The sequence below is a fragment of the Parabacteroides goldsteinii DSM 19448 = WAL 12034 genome (genome assembly GCF_000969835.1).
GTDB lineage: Bacteria > Bacteroidota > Bacteroidia > Bacteroidales > Tannerellaceae > Parabacteroides > Parabacteroides goldsteinii.
In genome coordinates, this window is sequence record NZ_KQ033912.1 from 2542311 (window position 1) to 2562375 (window position 20065).

Here is a 20065-nt window from a genome sequence, read left to right on the forward strand (position 1 = left end):
GTTTATTTTAACACTTTGGAAGCAAAAAACAAACATATTGAACCTTGTTAGCTTTTCTTATAGTGTATGAAACACCATTTAGCATAAAACCTCTTGACAGGTTTGGATTAAGCAGTATATTTACATCGTGGTTTTTTCATAATAGTATTAGATTTAAGGTTAACAAAGTTGGTTAGGGCTTGTCGTGAGACAGGCTTTAATTGTTTATAGGGGTTTGCATTCGGAAATGCAAGCCTTTTTTCTTTTAAATATGGCATTCTCTGAAAAATAACTCCCTTTTTTATCGGTAATATTCGGCAATTCACCGATATTTGACTGTAATAGGACGTATTTCTATTGCCGGAAGGCTGACAGGAGCATACTTTTGCTCTCAAACAATTAAACTGTATATCGTATGAATCTTAGGAAAAACTTATTTTGGGCCATCCCGTTTATTGTAGTGGGGGTCGTATGGATCATGAGGAACACAGGCATGATCACGGATGATCTTTTTCATATCATTGTATCCTGGCAGATGCTTGTAATGTATATAGGTATAGGGAGTATTTCCCGGAGACATTATATAGGCGGTTTGATTACCTTTTTGGTTGGTGCGGCATTTTTACTGCCACGACTGGGGTGGATGGATAGCGATTGGTTGCAGGTCTATTGGCCGGCTGCTTTTGTCGTTGTCGGTTTAATGCTGATCTTCGAACCGCGTAAAAAGAACTCCTATCATTATAATAGCCGGAGAGAGGATACCGGTGGAGAAGATATCCGGGGAAATGCCGTTGCCGGTAAAGTAAAAAGTGATTTTATTAATACGGACGGATATGTGGAATCGGATAATACATTTGGCTATGTGGAACAAATTATTTTAGATCCGGTATTTAAAGGAGCCAGGATTAGGACTGTGTTTGGGGGAACGGTCCTGGATTTGCGGAAAACGAAGCTGGATAGTGCTAAAACCTATATTGATATCGATTGTAAGTTTGCCGGTGTGGAAATCTATCTTCCTGGGGATTGGGCGGTCAATTTTCATGGCAGTCCGATCATGGGGGCATGCGAGGATAAACGTTTTAATGCCTCTATGGAAATGGATAAAGAACATATACTGGTTGTACGGGGAATTGTTATGTTCGGTGGCATTGAATTTAAGAGTTGATTATGCAGACACATCCGTTTATAAATTCTGTCCTGTGTAGAATGGCTGGTGTGGCTTTGGCTGTGGTCAGTTGCAGCATAAGCGCCTTGTTCCTCTATTATTACGGACATACGGGATGGCTTGTCGCATGGTTGGATAGTCTGGTTTCGGTCGGTATATTCTGTGTCTCCGGTTTCCTGTTCTGGTATGTAACAGGCATATTGCGGCCATTACAGGCCCAGATTGCATTGGCTGTTGGCGTCCTTATCATATCCGTTACCGGAGGATATATGGCCGGGGCGCTGGTTTATCCGTATTCACCGTTCCTGTATCGTTAATAGCGAACAGATCATGCGTGTGGAACTGTTCGGCAAGGAAAGTTACCAGGTTCGTCTTAAAACAGGTGTCTGTCTGCGTGCCAGCCTGACCGGATACAAGTTGCTTAAAGAACGTCTTTCTCTATAGATTTGGCTGTTTTAACTGTTAAAATTAGCAGTTTTTGTCTGTATTGTATAAAGTTTTGTGTTCGGAAACAATTTTTAGCTACAATGCCCGAAAGGCTTAACATATATTGTCTGTAAAAGACTTGACAAACGCTTGTTTCAGGCTTATCTTTGTATTGTGGTTTTTTCATAATAGTATTAGATTTAAGGTTAACAAAGTTGGTTAGGGCTTGTCGTGAGACAGGCTTTAATTGTTTATAGGGGGGGCTATTCTCATCATTTTGTATGAATCTTTGATTTTGAGGTGTTATCTTTGCAAGCTATGGAATATATAGGACTGCATGAAGATAAAATATCACTTGCTGATATTATAAAATATCTTTCTCTTTTGAAAGGTAATATGGATGAATTGAATTTGCTTGAATTCAAAACCATTAAAGGTTGGTTGGTTTATTCTTTGTCATTAGTTCTTTTGTTGTGTATACCTTGTGTAATCATTTTATTAATAACAGGTCTTTTATCCGGAAATATAGATAGCGGATTATTATGGGCTGTTTCTTTTATCCCTTTCCTCTTTATTTTGCCTTTGACATTGTTATTGACTTTCATCAACAATTACAGAAAACCTAAAAAGTTGAGGGAACTAATGCAGACGGTTTTGATGCGTTACGAATGGGATGGTCCTATCAATCAAACCGGACGGTTGCAGTTGGAATGCAGGAAGGACCATTTTCTGTTTAGAACGGAAGTTTTGCGGCAAATGAATCCCAAAGGGCGTAATGTGTCTTTGATTTTCATATCCGTTCCTTTCTATGTACCGATAGAAAAGGAGCTGATACATGCCGAAGATATAATTGCTTATCTGAAAGGCAAGTCTCTTTTCGTGATTGAGCCAGATATGGCATGTTTGGGAATGTCGTTTAAAATGTTTCAGAAACTGGATTTGCGTGAAGATATTGATCAGTTGATTTATGTGATGAAACGTTTTTCCCTTCGCCCCGGAACACTCTTCAAGGCGCAGGATATAACTTTGAAAGTTCCTGAAACACTGGAAATACAGGCACTGTTTATTTTCGGTCAAAAAATAGACCAAAGGTTTCTGAATTGGGCTAACCTGATGCTTGATGCCGGATTTGTGAGTGATAATATGAAAATTATGGCTGAACAAGCATCTCTGACTCTCCCTCAAAAAGAATTGAAGAAAAGAGTGGAGGTGATTTTCCTGGAGTTTAATTTGTATTTCTCTAAAGAGACTGCATTAAATAATTATTTGATATTCCTTATACTGGAAGAACAGGAAGAACGAAGGTCTGTTTTGGAGATTATACAATGTCTGGCCAGTCTCTATCAATCTTCCAGGCTGCCTCTGTTGCAAGAATATGATCTGTTATATAAAGCTAAAAGGGCATTGGATGAAACAGGAGAACAAAATTTCTGGACGGCAGACCCGCCTTTGACGGTCGATAATGTGGATACTTATATATTAACCTATTTGACCAGAAGGCTAGCTGACCTGATAGCCTCTCGAGAAAAGGATCAGTGATCGATCATCCCTTTGTAACAGATGCGTCAAAAAATGACGTAAATGTTGCATTTTTATTAAACCTCTATGAATTAAGCGCATAATTACAAATAATTGGCGAGTTCGTGCTTTTTGTGCTATTGTTTATTGATTTAGTTTGCACCATCAACCTTGAATAAGTAAAATAAATTTGATAGACATGAAAGCACTATTGTTAACTGTTGCCCTGCTGCTGGGGTGCGTAACCGTTTCCTCACAGGATAAAGATACGGGGATAATTACCGTCTCTACAAACGATCTGAGTATGGTCTTTTCGATCTCTCCGGATAAGAAAGTAGTGTATAACTATTTTGGCGATAAATTCCAGGACGTTTCCCCTTTCCTTCATAAGAAGTATAAAGAACAACCGGATAACGGAATCGGTTATGCTCCGGTAATCTATCCGGCTTACGGAGGACGTTTCTTCCTGAATCCGGCATTGAAACTGACCCATGACGACGGCGTTCAGACAACCGAATTAATATATGCAGCTCATCAGGTAAAGAATATAGATAATAATAGAATAGAAACAGTGATACAATTGAAAGATCCTTTGTATCCGGTTTTCGTTAACCTGAACTTCACGGCTTATCAGAAAGAAAATGTAATCTGCCAGTCAGTCTCCATATCCCATCAGGAGAAAAACAAGCTGGCTGTCGAGAATATTGCCTCCGCTTATCTTCCCCTTCATGCAGATTCTTATTATCTGACCCATTTCCACGGGGCCTGGGCTTCCGAAATGCAACTGGTAGAAGAACAACTGACACCGGGTGTGAAACGGGTGGAATCCAAGAAGGGGATACGTACTACCCAGTCTGAAAACTCTTCTTTCCTGCTTTCCCTGAATGGCCCTGCCAATGAAGACATGGGCGAAGTGTATGCCGGCTCCCTGGCCTGGTCGGGTAACTATCTGTCTTCCTTTGAGATAGACGAATGCGGTTTGTTGCATGTCATGAGCGGGATGAATGATTTTGCCTCTACTTATAATCTGGAACCGGGTAAAACGTTGCAGACTCCGGAAATGGTCTGGACATATAGTTCTACCGGTAAGGGACAGGTATCGAGAAACCTCCACGACTGGTCGCGTAACTATGCATTGGCCCATGGAGATCAGGAATTGCCTATCGTCCTGAATAGCTGGGAAGGCGCTTATTTCGATTTTAATGAAAAAACGATTACGGATATGATCGATGACGCTGCTGCTTTCGGTGTTGAAATGTTCGTACTCGATGACGGATGGTTCGGAAATAAATATCCCCGCAATTCGGATAAGGTTGGTTTGGGCGATTGGCAGGTGAACAGGAAAAAACTGCCACGCGGAATCGATTATCTGGCGAAGCATGCGGTAAGTAAAGGATTGAAGTTCGGTATCTGGATTGAGCCTGAAATGGTAAGTCCCAAGAGTGAACTGGCAGAGAAGCATCCGGAATGGATCGTCAAGAGCGGTAAACGTGATATAATCCCGATGCGTAACCAGTGGTTACTCGATTTGAGTAATCCGGAGGTACAGGACTTTGTTGTAAAGACGTTTGATGAAGTGATCGCTTTGTCTCCTGATATCTCTTATATAAAATGGGATGCAAACCGTCATGTGGACAATTTCGGTTCCGAATATCTGTCCAAAGAAAATCAGACTCATTTCTGGATTGACTATACAAAGGGCTTGTACAGTGTTTACGAACGGATTCGTGCAAAACACCCGGATGTTCTTATTCAGTTGTGTTCTTCGGGTGGCGGCCGTCTCGACTTCGGTGCATTGAAATATCATGACGAGTTCTGGGCTAGCGATAACACCAATTCGCTTGACCGTATATTCATCCAATACAGCACAAATCTTTTCTTCCCGGCAAAGGCTACGGCCGCCCATGTTTCGACTACTCCGAATCATCAGACGGGTATGATGGCGCTGCTGAAGTTCCGTTTTGATGTGGCTATGACAGGCCGCCTGGGCATGGAGCTGCAACCCAAAGACTTGACCGGCGACGAACTACCTTTCGCTGAGCAAGCTATAAAGAATTATAAACGTATCCGCCCGATCGTACAGCTTGGAGACCTCTATCGCCTGAAATCTCCTTACGACGGAACCGGCTGGGCTTCACATATGTATATATCTAAGGATAAAAAGGAATCGGTGTTTTTTGCTTATAGCCTGAAATATCACGGACGTACAACATTCTTTGAGACCAGATTGAAAGGACTGGACCCGGCTAAAATGTATAAGATCACAGAGTTGAACAAAGCCGGGAACAGCACCTTCTATGGCGACGGTCAGGTTTTCCCCGGTGATTATCTGATGAAAGCCGGAATCAGCCTGACGATAGGGAATACTTATGAAAGTACCGTTCTGTTGATAACGGAACAATGAAACTATCTATAAATTATCAATACATGAAACTCATCAATTTAAATCTGCTGCTATTGCTCGCCCTGCTTGTATCCTGCGGCGAATCATCCGTTTCTTCGGGAAAGTGGACGGTTAGCTATGACCAGGTGCAGAAAGGCCACCGTATCGAGAAGGAGAACCAGCTTCTTTCCGATGGGGTTTATGCCTCCTACAAGTTGGGTAATAAGTTGGTCACGACCCGTGACTACAAAAAGAGCAGTTCGAAAGTCACCGCTATCAGCGATGCTTTCGGTCAGGGTTCATTGTTGCAGGTGACCTACACGGATAGCAACCTGCCTACGCTTGTACAATCTTTCTACATCTATCCGGAGAAAGATTATCTGCTGACGGAATTTACTCTTCAGGGAGGAGCCGCTGACGTTGAATCGAATTATATGGCCCCGGTTACTATCGACCGCATGCCGGCCGTGTTGGCTGAAGGTGATAACCGCGCGTTATTCCAGCCTTTCGATAACGATTGCTGGATACGTTATCAGTCTCATCCGCTCACTTTCGATCAATTACGTAGCTATGAAGTAGCGACTGTCTTCAACAACGACGACCGTAAAGGTTTTGTCATCGGTTCAGTGGAACACTCCGACTGGAAGACCGGTATCGATATGGGGAAAGGCGACCGTAATAATATCGGTTCATTGGTTTGCTTCGGCGGCGTTGCCGATTCGTTGACACGCGACTCTAAGGCACACGGTGCTTTGAAAGGAAAAATGGTAAAGTCTCCTAAGGTATTTTTCGGTATCTTCAACGATTGGCGTGCCGGACTGGAAGAGTATGGAAAAGCGAATGCGGTGGTTGCCCCTGTAAAGAGATGGCCGGGTGCCGTTACCTTTGGCTGGAACAGCTGGGGCGCGTTACAGTTCAGGCTGAATCATCAGAATGCAATTGAAGTGTCCGACTTTTTCAAAGAAAACCTGCAAAATAACCATTTCGTCAATACAGACGGGAATGTGACGATCGGCCTTGATTCAGGCTGGAACAGTTTCACGGAAGAAGAGTTGAAAGACTTCGTGAATCATTGTACTGCCAACGGCCAGATTCCAGGTGTATACTGGACGCCTTTCACCGATTGGGGAAAACATCCCGAACGGACGATCAAAGACGCTCCTGACTATAAATTCCAGGATGTCTACCTCTACGCCAACGGTCAGCCGCAGGAACTGGACGGTGCTTATGCTATCGACCCGACCCATCCGGCTATCGAGGAGATGATGAAGAAAACATCCGATCTTTTCCGCCGTTGTGGTTTCAAGTATGTAAAGATGGACTTTATGACGCATGGTGCGATGGAAGCCGACAAATGGTATAACCCGGAAATCCGTACAGGTATCCAGGGATATAATTACGGTATGCAGTTGCTGAATAAGTATTTCGGTGATATGTATCTTAACTTATCCATCTCGCCTGTATTCCCGGCCCATTATGCCAACTCACGCCGTATCGCCTGTGATGCCTGGAACAAGATCAAGGATACCGAGTATACGCTGAATGCCCTTTCTTACGGATGGTGGCAGGATGAGGTGTATCAGTATAATGATGCCGACCACCTGGTGTTGCGCGAAGCTACCGAAGGCGAAAACCGTGCCCGTATCACTTCCGGTGCCATTACCGGACTTTATATCGTTGGCGACGATTTCAGCAAAGGCGGCAAACAGATCGACAAGGATCGTGCCTTGAAATTCCTGACGAACCCGGATGTGAATGCCGTAGCCAAAGGGGTTTCTTTCTCTCCGGTAGAAGGAAACGGTGAAAAATCGGAACATCAATTTATTCATCATGATGCAGATGGTACATCTTATTTTGCTATCTTTAATTATTCGGAAGATGAGATGAATGCCACTATTTCACTGGAACGTATGGGACTTGACCCTGCGGCAAACTATCAGGCAAAAGAGCTCTGGAGTGGAAATGAACAACCGGTAAAGGAAAAACTAACTGTGACGGTCCCTGCCAAGGATGCGTTGCTTTATAAAATCAGAAACAACTAAATGTTCTTAAATTTATCAATTATGAAACAGATCAAGCTTTTTAGTATTTTGATGATGCTTGTGTTATGCTGCGGTACCGTTTTCGCACAAGGCATAACGATAACAGGTACAATCACCGACGCTAAAACGTCGGAGTCGCTCCCGGGAGCGAGCGTTGTTCTCAAGGGAACAACGCAAGGGACTATATCGGATATGGATGGAAAATATTCCATCTCTGCAACACCGGGTGCCACACTGGTGATCAGCTATATCGGATATGACACCAAAGAAGTAAAAGTTGGAAACCAGCATGTTATTAACGTAACTCTTTCGGAAGACTCGCAATCTATCGACGAAGTTGTGATTGTAGGTGCTTCCATGAAGAAAAGCGACCTGACCGGTGCTATCTCCCACGTCGACGCCAAGGTGTTGGAGGAAAGACCGGTAACAACCGTCAACGAGGCTCTTCAGGGACGTGTTGCCGGTGTCTTGATCACTAAGGGAACCCGTCCGGGCGACGATTCCAGCATCAAGATCCGTGGTGTGAATACGATTAACTCAGGCTCGGACCCCATCTACGTTGTCGATGGTTTGGTGATGGGCAATGGTTATGGTGGTTTTAATGCGATTAATGTAAACGATGTCGCTTCGGTACAAGTATTGAAAGATGCCTCGGCTACGGCTCTTTACGGTTCTCGTGGTGCTAACGGTGTAGTTCTTATCACGACCAAGAAAGGTAAGATTGGCGAAGGACGCGTAACCTATGACGGATGGGTAGGTTTCTCTAAAATCACCCAGCGTCCGAAGACACTGGATGCGCAGCAGTTGTTCGACCTGCGTGTGGATGCTTTTGCCAATGGTTACATGCATGATAATCCAACGGCAAACCGCCAGGATTATATCGACAATACGCTGATGAAAACCAATACGGCTTTCTCCGATGCTGAATTTGAAACGTATCGTTCGGGCAAGAGCTACAACTGGCTCGACGAAGTGATCAGCAGCGGTTTCCAGCAGAACCATTCCGTAAGTTTCTCCAATGCAACGGAAAAGAACAACGTTTATATCAGTTTCGATTACGCCAATATCGATGGATTGATCGGTGATTCGAAAGAAAAGAAATATTCCGGTCGTGTCAATGCGGAATCGATGATCAAACCATGGTTGAAGATCGGTACGAACTCTTCTTTCTCACGTACGGAAAACAATTTGCCGACAGACGACGTGTACGACAAGGCGCTGAATGCAAACCCGTTGCTGAATCCGGAACCGTTCCGCGATCCGTCGACCCGCTATACCTGGGATTATCTGACACTGTATTACCGTGTCCACAATGAAGGAAACAACAACGATTATAACCCGTTCAACTCACAGGAAGTAGCCCGCGAACGTGCCCGTAACCGTTTCCTTTCATCCAATTACATCAATATCAATCCGATTGAAGGACTGAATATCCGTTCAACTTTCGCGCTGGACGTTTCTTCACAGACATGGTTCGAATATACACCGAGCTACATCCAGGAAGCGATCCGCCATTATAACGGTGATGCAAGAGCAAAACATGAAAGATGGTCACAGCTGAACTGGCAGTGGGATAACACGATCACTTACGATAAGACGATCAACAAACACCGCATGAACTTCCTGTTCGGTACAAGTACGACTAAGAATACCGAAAACTATACGAAAGCGCAGGGCGACCGTTTCGCTAGCGATGACCTGTTGTGGAACGACCTAAAAGGTGCTGCCGCTAACGATAAAAAAGAACTTGATTCAGATTTCAAGGGCAATACCCTCGTTTCTGTGCTGGGTAGAGTGAACTACAATTATGACCTGCGCTATTATCTGACGGCAACGGCCCGTTATGACGGTTCTTCCAAATTTGCCGAAGGCCACCGTTGGGGTATTCTTCCTTCTTTCTCTGCTGCATGGGATGTGACGAATGAAGCGTTTATGGAAGACCAGACAATCTTTGACCGTTTGAAAATGCGTGTCGGTTACGGTGTGGTTGGTAACCAGGATATCGAAAACTATGCGTATCGTACGCTTTATTTCTCTTCTGTCAGCAACGGTGAGGCTTCTTACGCGACCAGTGGTTTGAGAGGTACGCCTGCCATCACTTGGGAAAAACAGAAACAAACGAATATCGGTGTCGATATGGCATTTCTGAACGATCGTTTGAACGTTTCTCTGGACGGGTTCTTTATCAAGAACGATAACTTGCTGATGAAACATTCATTGCCGTTGACTTCCGGTTACAGTGAAACATGGGAGAATATCGGTTCTGTGAAGAATAAAGGTTTCGAAGCGACTATCAACGCAACCCCGATACAGACAAGAGACTTTACCTGGAATGTAAATGCTAACATCTCCTTTGACAAGAACGAGGTTTCGAAACTGTATGGCGATGTAAAGGAAATCCTGAACGGTTCCGACCGTGAGAAGAACATCTTCCTGGGCGAATCGCTGAATAACATTTATACTTATAAAACAGGCGGTATTGCCAATGAGTCGAACCGTAGCCAATGGGAAAATCTGGATTTCAACGGTAAACATGTCAGCTTGGGTGACTTGTTCCCATTGGATGTTTCCGGTCCTGACGGTGTGCCCGACGGCGTAGTCGACCAGCTTGACCGCGTAGTGGTGGGTAAGAAAGACCCGAAATTCTATGGCGGATTTGCAACAGACTTCAACTATAAAGGTATCACCCTGAATGCTGTTTTCAACTATTCTTATGGAGCGAAGAAGATCAGTTCTTATTATGAAACATTGATTAACAGTACAGGTACAAGCATGGCTTCCGAAGATTTGCTGAATCGTTGGACACCGGAAAATACAGGAGCTTCCGTTCCCCGCGTGATCGCCAATACCAGCAGCGGTTACAATCGTTACAACCCGTCGGATATGGATTACACGATCCAGAATGCATCTTATCTGCGTTTGTCTACCCTGACATTGGCTTATTCATTCCCGAAGCCTCTGTTGAGCCAGATCAAAGTGGAAAACCTGCGTGTTTACTTTACTGCATCCAACTTGTTCTGTATCACCAAATATAAGGGATTCGATCCTGAAACAGGCGACTACGGTTATCCTCCGACAAAGATGTATGTGTTAGGTTTGAACTTTAGTTTTTAATGGAATAAATAGGAAACAATTATGAAAAAGAGATATAATTTAATCGGATTACTGGCTTTGGCGCTTACAGCCGGGATCACCACATCTTGTTCCGATTTCCTGACACAGGAGAACAAGAAAGCACTGACAGAAGAGCAGATCTATTCGGATGTCGAGTTTATCGAACTGAATCTGAAAGGTATATACAATACCTGGCGTGATAACACCCGCCAGGATGAACGGGCCTGGTTCCTGATGACCGGTACTGACGAAATCCAACGTGGAGCCCTTCAGAATAAAGGAGGCGGTGAAGGCGCGGCAATGGACCGTTACGATGCTAATATGAATTCATTGCATAGTAAGGTAAAAGATCAGTGGAACAAACGTTTCCCGATTGTTACCGCCGCTGCCAAGATTATCCGTGCATTGGATACTCCTGAACTGGTTGAGGGATCGAAAGAAGCCGGACTTTTGGGTGAAGCCTGTTTCGTCCGTGGTTTCGTCGATTATGAACTGGCTATGTACTGGGGTGAAATTCCTATCATCGACCTGGATAAGCTGGATGAAACGGGTTATGGCCGGCAGCCGCTGACCGATGTATGGCAATTCATTATCAACGACCTGGAAAAGGCTGCTAAGTATGCTCCGAAAACCAATACCGCCGGTCGTGCTACTTCCGGTGCCGGTTACACTATGCTGGGTAAAGCCTATATGTCCGCCCCGGTTGAAACAGGACTCCGTGACTTCAATAAGGCAAAGGAATGCTTTGAAGCAGTAATAGGTATGGGATACCAACTGGTTCCTTATGCCGATCTGTGGAATTACGAAAAACCGAATACAGCCGAGTCTATCTACGAATTTCAGTTCAACAATAACCCGAACCGTAATCAGATTCAGTTTCAGATCGGTTCGCGTGTAGCACAGAACTGGTGGACCGATGGTTGTTATTTTGCTGGCTACGACCATGTAGTTGTTACTGAATATGCTTATGAAACCGTAGAGAACGGCGGTATTTGGGAAGACGGAGATGTTCGTAAAGAAGAAAGTATCCGCTACGATTTCACTTATTATGGCGAAGTTCCCAACTATGAATGTGTAGCCTGGGAAGACCTGGGTGAAGACCATGACGAGTTGAAACCGCATGTAAAGAAATATGAAGATTTCCGTACCGACCAGCATTCCGGACTGGGTATCAATAATATGTGGAACTCGGGTAAGAATATCCCGGCTATCCGTTATGCCGATGTGCTTCTCAGTTATGCTGAATGTCTGAATGAATTGGGACAAACCGGGCAGGCTGTCGAAAAGGTAAACGAAGTGCGTAACCGTGCGTGGGGCTTTAGTATCCCGGCTGATAAGAAATGGGATGCAGGCATGTCGCAAGATGTTTTCCGTACAAAGATATTGGATGAACGTATCCGTGAGTTTCTGGGTGAGAACTGGCGCCGTGCCGACCTGATCCGTACAGGCAAGTTTGTCGAGTATATTAAGGAACGCAATAAATGGGCGAAACGTTCGGGTACGATACAGGATTATAATGTCCGTTATCCGATACCTAACGAAGAGATCGAACAGAATCCGGACATGACGCAGGACGATCAGAACCCGGGTTACAGATAATAGTAGGGCTGCCCCCGTTTCCTGTTTTGGAAACTGTAATCGACTAAGCACTAGTCGGTAATGGCAAAAAGATTGTAAGAAGAAAAACACCGGGAAGGCATGTCTTTGCCCGGTGTTTTATTTACTAACCGAATTAAACTAATATACAAGGATCATGAAAAAGAATTTACTAAGAATTACCCTGCTTTTTTGTTTCATCAGCCTGTTCATGGAGAGGGAGACGTTTGCGGCTGACCAGCAGACGATAACTTCCGGTGACTGGAAGATCGTTTATAACAACGATACGAAAACCTGTGATTTTATCCATAAAGGAAAAACAATCCTGGCGGGTGTCTTCGTCCAGGCCAAAGATAAAGATCAACTGCTGCGCAGTACGGAATACGGGCAGCCGACCTTCTCGGAAGAAGCTGTCGACGACGTTTTCGGTGCCGGCCATAAATATACATTTACCTATGCTGGACAGGAGGGAGCGCCTTCCTTGCAACAGCTGTTTTATTTCTATCCCGATAAAAGTTATTTCCTGACAGAGGCTTTTATCCTTTCAGAAGCCGGTACGTCGAGTAATTATATCGCTCCGGTTGTTACCGAAACAGTCAACTCTTTCCTGAATACGAATACCTCCAACCGCGTGTTATCCGTCCCCTTCGATAACGATGCCTGGATCGGCTATTCCTCCCTGGCCTTGTCGGTCGACTCCGTATCGTTCGAGGTTACTTCTTTCTACTGTGGCGATACCCGCGAAGGGTTGGTAATCGGCTCGGTAGAACACGATACCTGGAAGACCGGAGTCCGTTATTCCACTTCCGGCAACCAGAAGGTAAACCGTCTCGAATGTTTTGGCGGCATAAGCCATCGCGTGACCCACGATATAGATGCTACCGGAGCAAAAGCCCACGGCAGCATTTCCGGCACTAAACTGAAATCTCCGAAGCTCTTAATCGGTATGTTCGACGATTGGCGCGAAGGGTTGGAAGCCTATGGCGAGGCCAATGCCTTGATCGCGCCTCCCCGTAAATGGTCGAAAGGAAATATCTTCGGTTGGAACAGCTGGGGCGCCATGGCTGAGAAGCTGAACTACGAAGGTGTGCTGGATGTCTCTGATTATATCAGTACGAACCTGCAACCGAACAATTTTACCAATGACGGCACGGCCTATGTCATCCTCGATTCTTATTGGGATAACCTGACTGATACCCAGTTGAAATCATTCGCCGAACGATGTGTTGCCAACGGACAGGTTCCCGGCATTTACTGGGCTCCTTTCTCCGACTGGGGGGAAAACGGCAGCCGAACGATGGAAGGGAGTAACTATAAATACGGGGAAGCCTATTTATATGTAAACGGACAGCCTAAAAAGATCGCTTCCCGTGCCCTGGACCCCACGCATCCCGGAACCCGCCAGCGGATGAGTTATTTCATCAACCGCTTTAAAGATTTAGGTTATAAATATATCAAGTTCGATTTCCTGAATAATGCGATCCTTGAAGCGGACTCTTATTATGATAAGAATGTAACGACTGGCGTTCAGGCTTACAACAGCGGAATGAAATATCTGACGGAATTGTGCGGAGACGATCTGTTTATGGCTCTATCCATTGCGCCTGCATTTCCGGCTCAATACGGCAATTCCCGTCGTATCAGTTGTGATGCCTGGGGAGCCAAAGAGGATACGGAATATGTTATGAACGGCCTTTCTTATGGTTGGTGGCTCGACAAGGTGTATAACTTTAATGATGCCGACCACCTGGTGCTTCATAGAGACGATTATAACGAGGATGAGAACCGTATGCGTATTACCTCCGGTGTGATTACCGGAACATATATCCTGGGTGATAACTTCAGCCAGAAGGGAACATGTGTCGGGGAGTTGGCAGCCCGACAGAAAGCAGAAAAGTTTGCAACGAATGCGGAAGTAAACGAAGTTGCCCGTATCGGTAAATCTTTTTATCCGGTAGAAGGGGCAAAGGCTTCGGGAAAGAATAGTTGGGGACGTAACCGCGGCGAGAATCTCTTTATGCTGGATACGGAAGATTATTTGTATGTTGCGGCTTTCAACTATAAAGACCTGGCCTTCTCGGAAAATATAAAATTGTCGAGACTGGGAATCGCCTCTTCCGATGTAAAAGGAATTAAGGAATTGTGGACCGGGCAGGATGTGTCATTGCAAGACGAAGAAATCCCTGTATCCTTACCCAAGTATGGCGTGAAACTATATAAGATAGAGAAGAAAGGTACCGGTACCGGACTAACTGGTCTTACTGCGCCGGATAAAAAGATTACAGGCTGGGTGAAGGATGATCATTTGTTCATTCAGAGTGAAGAGACCTTGAATGGTCTTTTCATTTACTCGGCGCAGGGAACATTGGTAAAGCAACTTCCGGCTTTATATCCGCAGGCCCGCTATGATATAAATATCGCTGATTTGCCTAAAGGCATGTTTCTTGTCCAGGCAGTCACTTCCGTGCAGGAGTCAGAATGTTTGAAGTTCGTGAAATAATGGTATCTGTTTCCCCTCTGGAGAGGGGATTAAGGGGTGTGTTAAAGCTAGCTATAAGGCGGAATGATAACACACCCCCTGCCCCCTCTCCAGAGGGGAAAAGTTACTCTCCGGCTGTTAATTTTAGTAGAATTTGGCTGTAATCTATATAGTTTTGTGTTCAGTAACAAAATTTGACTGGAATAAGTGTTTTGCTTAACGTTTATTAGTCTGAAAAGGCTTGACAAAAGGCCTCTACAGCCTTATCTTTGTACTGTGGTTTTTTCATAATAGTATTAGATTTAAGGTTAACAAAGTTTGGTTAGGGCTTGTCGTGAGACAGGCTTTAATTGTTTATAGGGGTTTGCTTTATGCGAGCCTTATTATATCAAACTAACAGACAATAAAAAAGGGAACATCAATTGACCTGATGTTCCCTTTCTTTTTATATAAGAACGGATTAAGTTGTACCGGCAACTTCGGCTGTCCGCTCTACTACTTCAATTTCAAAAACTAAAGTAGAGTAGGCAGGGATAGTAACATTCCCGGCGCTGTCTTTTTTGTCAACCGAACCATAACCTAGTCTTTGAGGAATCCAGACTTCCCATTTCTCGCCTACTTTCATATTTTGCAGAGCGATAGTCCATCCTGATATGGGACTGGGAATTCCTGTTCCATAATAACTATTGTAGTTTGAAGAGGCTGTACTGACAGCCCATTCGGAAGGTGATCCGTCTTCTAATTCTTTCTTATCGAAATATTCACCATCCTCGCTGTTAGGGAACCATCCTTTGTAATAAACAGTGACACGACTGTTGTAATAGATTGGAATTTCAGGTTTATCTGCTTCTTTGAGCCTTTTAGCATAAATGAAATCTTCTCCGGCTCCCTGTATGCTTACCTTAAAGAAATCCGGGTCATTAGCCTTCGCCGCGAAAGCCTGTTCGTTTTCCAGCTTGTAGGCTTCAACGGCTACATCATCACTATCATCGTCATCTTTACAGGAAGTAAAGACGGCAGACATACAAAAAATCATCAACGCGAATTGCAGGTACTTCTTCATTTAATTATTCAGTTATCTTTTTTAATAAAGTCTTCAGGCTTACCTTTTCAGAGATAATATCGTGCAGCTTGTCGATGCTTACACGTTCCTGTTCCATGGTGTCACGGAAACGGATCGTTACACAATTATCCTTCAAAGTATCATGGTCAACTGTAATACAGTACGGAGTTCCAATAGCATCCTGACGGCGGTAACGTTTACCGATAGAATCTTTTTCATCATACTGGCAACGAAAGTCGAACTTCAGCATGTTGACGATCTCTTCAGCCTTTTCAGGAAGCCCGTCTTTTTTCACCAGTGGCAATACGGCGAGTTTGATAGGAGCCAGGGCTGCCGGCAATTTCAAAACAACGCGTGTTTCACCGTTTTCAAGTGTCTCTTCGCAGTATGAACCTGCCATAACGCTCAGGAATACGCGGTCAACACCGATAGATGTTTCAATAACGTACGGAGTATAGCTTTTATTTAATTCCGGATCGAAATATTGTATTTTCTTTCCTGAGAACTTTTCGTGCTGGCTCAGGTCGAAGTCTGTGCGGCTATGGATACCTTCCACTTCCTTGAAACCGAACGGCATTTCATATTCGATGTCGGTAGCGGCATTGGCATAGTGGGCGAGCTTTTCGTGATCGTGGTAACGATACTTTTGGTCACCTAATCCCATAGCCTTATGCCATTTCAAGCGGGTAGACTTCCACATCTTGAACCATTCCATTTCTTCTCCCGGACGAACGAAGAACTGCATTTCCATCTGTTCGAACTCACGCATACGGAAGATGAACTGACGGGCAACGATCTCGTTACGGAACGCTTTACCGATCTGGGCGATACCGAAAGGAATCTTCATACGGCCGGTCTTCTGTACGTTGAGGAAGTTAACGAAAATACCCTGTGCCGTTTCCGGACGCAAATACACTTTCATTGCGCCGTCGGCAGTCGATCCCATGTCGGTTGCAAACATCAGGTTAAACTGGCGTACTTCCGTCCAATTGCGTGTACCGGAAATCGGGCAAACGATTTCGCAGTCCAGAATCAACTGGCGCAGGTCTTCGAAATTGGAATCGTTCATGTCTTTAGAGAAACGTTCGTGTATCTCGTTCCATTTGGCTTGGTATTCCAATACACGGCCATTGGTGGTACGGAACTGCGCTTCGTCGAATGCTTCGCCAAAACGTTTGGCGGCTTTTGCCACCTCTTTGTTTATCTTTTCTTCAATTTTTGCCAAGTGGTCTTCGATCAGTACGTCGGCGCGATAGCGTTTCTTTGAATCCTTGTTGTCGATCAAAGGGTCGTTGAATGCGTCCACATGGCCGGATGCTTTCCAGATGGTCGGGTGCATAAAAATAGCGGAGTCGATGCCTACCACATTTTCATGAAGCAGCGTCATGCTGTCCCACCAGTATTTCTTTATATTGTTTTTCAGCTCTACGCCATACTGTCCGTAATCATATACTGCTCCCAAACCGTCATATATTTCTGAAGAAGGAAATACAAATCCGTATTCTTTGCAGTGTGAAACTAATTTCTTGAAAACATCTTCTTGTGCCATAACTATATGTAATTATTATCAACTTGCAAAGTAAATGATTTTTTCTGTAAGTTATGGCATGTCTGACAGTTTATTCAGGGCAACCGCCCCAAAACAGTTCTCGCCCGAAAGAAAACGGATGGGGAACTGTTCTTTTTTGATAAGTACCATTTTGGCCGACACAAAACACCGTTTTACATGATTGAAATGGTAGTTTAAAGTCATGAAAGTCCGTGACGGAAACAATCCTCCCCCTCCATGATTTTCATACTTCTGCCTTCACACATGTAACACGCTGTATTATAGTTTATTGTGGTGAACCCTGCCTTTTCACTACTGCTTGGGGAACCGTAACAGAAAAACCTTCCGGTGAGTAGGCATCCGTTTAGGGACGGATAGTTATCCGTTGGGCAACCAATGCCTGTCCGTTGGGGAAGAACCACCCGCCTTCATACAGTCATGTAAGTAGTGCTGACACTACGATGCTGACCGCGGATGGGATAGTAGTACCGGCATGACGGTACACCTACCTTATAACGTACATACCAATAGGATATAGGGGACCGGACGCTACTTTACAGGGTATAATCTGCCGGAATATAGGGGAAAAACCGTACGTATTCTTGGGAAAAGCCGTACGCATTTGTTCGAACAACATTTTATCACCCTTTACTCTTTCTTCACTACAAATAACTGTTTTATAATATGTTATAGACGGTGAAAGGTGAAATTAAATTTATAAAACTCCATTGGGAGATTGATTTTTTACAAAAAACGAGGACTTTTTGAAGCTCCAAAAGTCTTTGCTGCCCTTTTTCAAACAATTTAGTGCGGTTGCCCTGCAGTTTATTAACGTGGTATCTTGATTTGAATGTTTCCTTGTATCATGATTCCCTCTTTTATTGTTTGAGAATAGATCGGGGATATTGTAAGAAGTATGAAGACTATATAAAGTAACTGTTTGAGGTTATGTCTATTCATGATTATAACACTATAAAGTTAATGTGTAGAGTCAATAACCAAAGAGAGGTGGCCATCACGGTCACCTCTCTCGTTTCACCAATCATTATGTTGAATATTTAGTTTGGAGTTTTCTAATTTTCCCACCAAACACGGCCATGTTCACTATCCAAACGACCGAAGTTAGATTCCTTTTGCATATCTTCCAAGCGTTTTACTTGGTTAGCATAGTTAGGAGAACCATCTGCCGGCATAGTGAATTTTTTGCGACGCGGAACTTGTTGTAATTCGCCGTACACATGGATCGGTTCCCAAGTAACCAAAGTAGAGGTTGTACTCGGATAGCCTACACGTTTGTACATCGCCCACGATTCATTGTTGTTCTTGAAGTGTTCTATCCAAGTCTGGCAATAAATCTGTTCTTTAGCCATAGCGCTGTTCCAAGCAATTCCTTCCTGTGCCATGTATTCGTCGATTTCAGCTTCTGTAATGGCTTCGTAGTTGTTGATTTTGCAGTAGTCGGCAATCTTGCTCCAGAATTTCAAAGAAGCTCTTACACCCTCTTCGTACCATTCCTGTGCGCTTTTCGTATTAGCCACACCTTCCAATGTAAATTCGGCAGCCATAAAGCAGAAGTCTGCATAAGTCACCAATGGCACCCAGCCGCCTGCTGTACCTTCATCCTGTGCCCCTTTCCACAGACGAGTCTGTGGTCTGTTCATCGGGCGCATATCGATATCATCCAGATAACGCGAAGTACGACAAACATCTTCTGCCTGCAAATCATAGCTTACGTGACCACCTTCCCAACGGCTCAAATTGGTAGGAATGATTTGTTTGGGAGTTGTTGTTTCCAGTGCGTTGAATGCAGCGACATTTTCCGGAGTCAGGTTGTTGATCTGGAAGAAAAGACGTTTACGTGGGTCGTTGTATTTTTTCAGATAATTCATGAAGCAGACAGAAGCACGGTCCATGTCAATGACTGAATGCCAGTCGCCCAATGTAGTCCAGTGATTATCGAAATAAAGGACGAAACTATCGTCAATGTTGTCGAATATATTACCGGATGACAATATTTCTCGTGCAATGGCTTTAGCCTCTTCCGGTTTCCGGTTCAACAGACGTAATGCCAAGCGCAGGCGTACAGCGTTAACGGCTTTCACCCATTTAGTCATATCGCCATTATACGCCAGGTCGTAATTTTTGAAAGAAATCTGGTTCGTAGCGGTAGCCAGCTTATTAGCAGCTTCTTTCAGTTCCTGATTCCAGATGGTGTACAACTCTTCTTGTGTTTGAAATGCCGGTTCGAGGATTTCCGGACGTCCGTTACGTGTTCCCCAGGCATCTGTATAAGCCAATGAACCGTATACATCGGAGGTCTGGATACCTTTGGTGATCAGCAGGACACGAGCCACTTCTATCAAGTTGCTATAAGCAGCTTCCTGTTCCGGTAAATTTGTTTGGATGTAATAAGGGATATGTGTTGCGTACTTTCCGGCAGTATTATAGTTGCCATAGACTGTACCACCCCATCCGGCACACTCTGTAAAGTTTGTCGTTCCGTACCCCCAGATACCTGTACAATACTGCATCCAGCGTAAACGACAGGCATAAGAATCTGCCCAGGTTTCTCCGGCATTGAGCATCGCATTTTCTACCTGATAGAGGTATACTTCCGGATCGACCTCATACACCGTATCGGGATTTTTATTGATTTCGGTAAAATCTGCATCGCAAGAGGTCAATGCAGCCATAGATGCTAAAGCACCGAAAATATAATATTTAATCTTTTTCATTTGACTATACGTTTGA

Annotated in this window: 11 protein-coding genes and 1 pseudogene; 9 read left to right on the plus strand and 3 right to left on the minus strand. The window is 44.3% G+C overall.

The window, feature by feature from the left end:
* Positions 1–394: 394 nt before the first annotated feature.
* The 9 genes and pseudogenes from HMPREF1535_RS09225 to HMPREF1535_RS09260 all read left to right on the plus strand — a co-directional run bounded on the left by HMPREF1535_RS09225 (position 395) and on the right by HMPREF1535_RS09260 (position 14723).
* On the plus strand, positions 395–1144 hold the full coding sequence (locus HMPREF1535_RS09225) for a LiaF transmembrane domain-containing protein (RefSeq protein ID WP_046145951.1): 750 nt from the start codon (positions 395–397) through the stop codon (positions 1142–1144).
* A gap of 2 nt (positions 1145–1146) precedes the next feature.
* On the plus strand, positions 1147–1461 hold the full coding sequence (locus HMPREF1535_RS09230; protein WP_046145952.1) for a hypothetical protein: 315 nt from the start codon (positions 1147–1149) through the stop codon (positions 1459–1461).
* Positions 1418–1588, plus strand: a pseudogene (locus HMPREF1535_RS26210) (LytTR family DNA-binding domain-containing protein); the annotation flags it as partial. The gene HMPREF1535_RS09230 and the pseudogene HMPREF1535_RS26210, both read left to right, overlap by 44 nt.
* Positions 1589–1888: 300 nt before the next feature.
* The gene (locus HMPREF1535_RS09235; protein WP_046145953.1) at positions 1889–3109 is read left to right on the plus strand and encodes a hypothetical protein; all 1221 of its coding nucleotides are present in this window, start codon (positions 1889–1891) and stop codon (positions 3107–3109) included.
* A 178-nt stretch (positions 3110–3287) separates the two neighbouring features.
* Positions 3288–5492: an alpha-galactosidase gene (locus HMPREF1535_RS09240; protein WP_046145954.1), complete on the plus strand. Its 2205-nt coding sequence runs from the start codon at positions 3288–3290 to the stop codon at positions 5490–5492.
* A 23-nt stretch (positions 5493–5515) separates the two neighbouring features.
* Positions 5516–7513 (plus strand): alpha-galactosidase, encoded by a 1998-nt coding sequence (locus HMPREF1535_RS09245; RefSeq protein ID WP_010801051.1) that lies wholly within the window; start codon positions 5516–5518, stop codon positions 7511–7513.
* Positions 7514–7534: 21 nt separating this feature from the next.
* On the plus strand, positions 7535–10627 hold the full coding sequence (locus HMPREF1535_RS09250) for a SusC/RagA family TonB-linked outer membrane protein (protein ID WP_046146481.1): 3093 nt from the start codon (positions 7535–7537) through the stop codon (positions 10625–10627).
* A 21-nt stretch (positions 10628–10648) separates the two neighbouring features.
* On the plus strand, positions 10649–12226 hold the full coding sequence (locus HMPREF1535_RS09255; RefSeq protein ID WP_010801049.1) for a RagB/SusD family nutrient uptake outer membrane protein: 1578 nt from the start codon (positions 10649–10651) through the stop codon (positions 12224–12226).
* 154 nt (positions 12227–12380) lie between these two features.
* Positions 12381–14723: an alpha-galactosidase gene (locus HMPREF1535_RS09260; RefSeq protein ID WP_046145955.1), complete on the plus strand. Its 2343-nt coding sequence runs from the start codon at positions 12381–12383 to the stop codon at positions 14721–14723.
* Between the two features lie 439 nt (positions 14724–15162).
* Here the strand turns inward: HMPREF1535_RS09260 and bamJ are convergent, their stop codons facing one another.
* From bamJ to HMPREF1535_RS09275, 3 genes are all read right to left on the minus strand, one after another.
* Entirely contained in the window at positions 15163–15765 is a 603-nt protein-coding gene (gene bamJ / locus HMPREF1535_RS09265; RefSeq protein ID WP_010801047.1) for a BamJ family beta-barrel-assembly machinery protein, read from the minus strand.
* Between the two features lie 4 nt (positions 15766–15769).
* A complete protein-coding gene (locus HMPREF1535_RS09270) occupies positions 15770–17314 on the minus strand; it encodes a glycine--tRNA ligase (RefSeq protein WP_010801046.1) in 1545 nt (514 codons plus the stop codon).
* Positions 17315–18387: 1073 nt separating this feature from the next.
* Positions 18388–20049: a SusD/RagB family nutrient-binding outer membrane lipoprotein gene (locus tag HMPREF1535_RS09275; RefSeq protein WP_010801045.1), complete on the minus strand. Its 1662-nt coding sequence runs from the start codon at positions 20047–20049 to the stop codon at positions 18388–18390.
* Positions 20050–20065 lie beyond the last annotated feature (16 nt).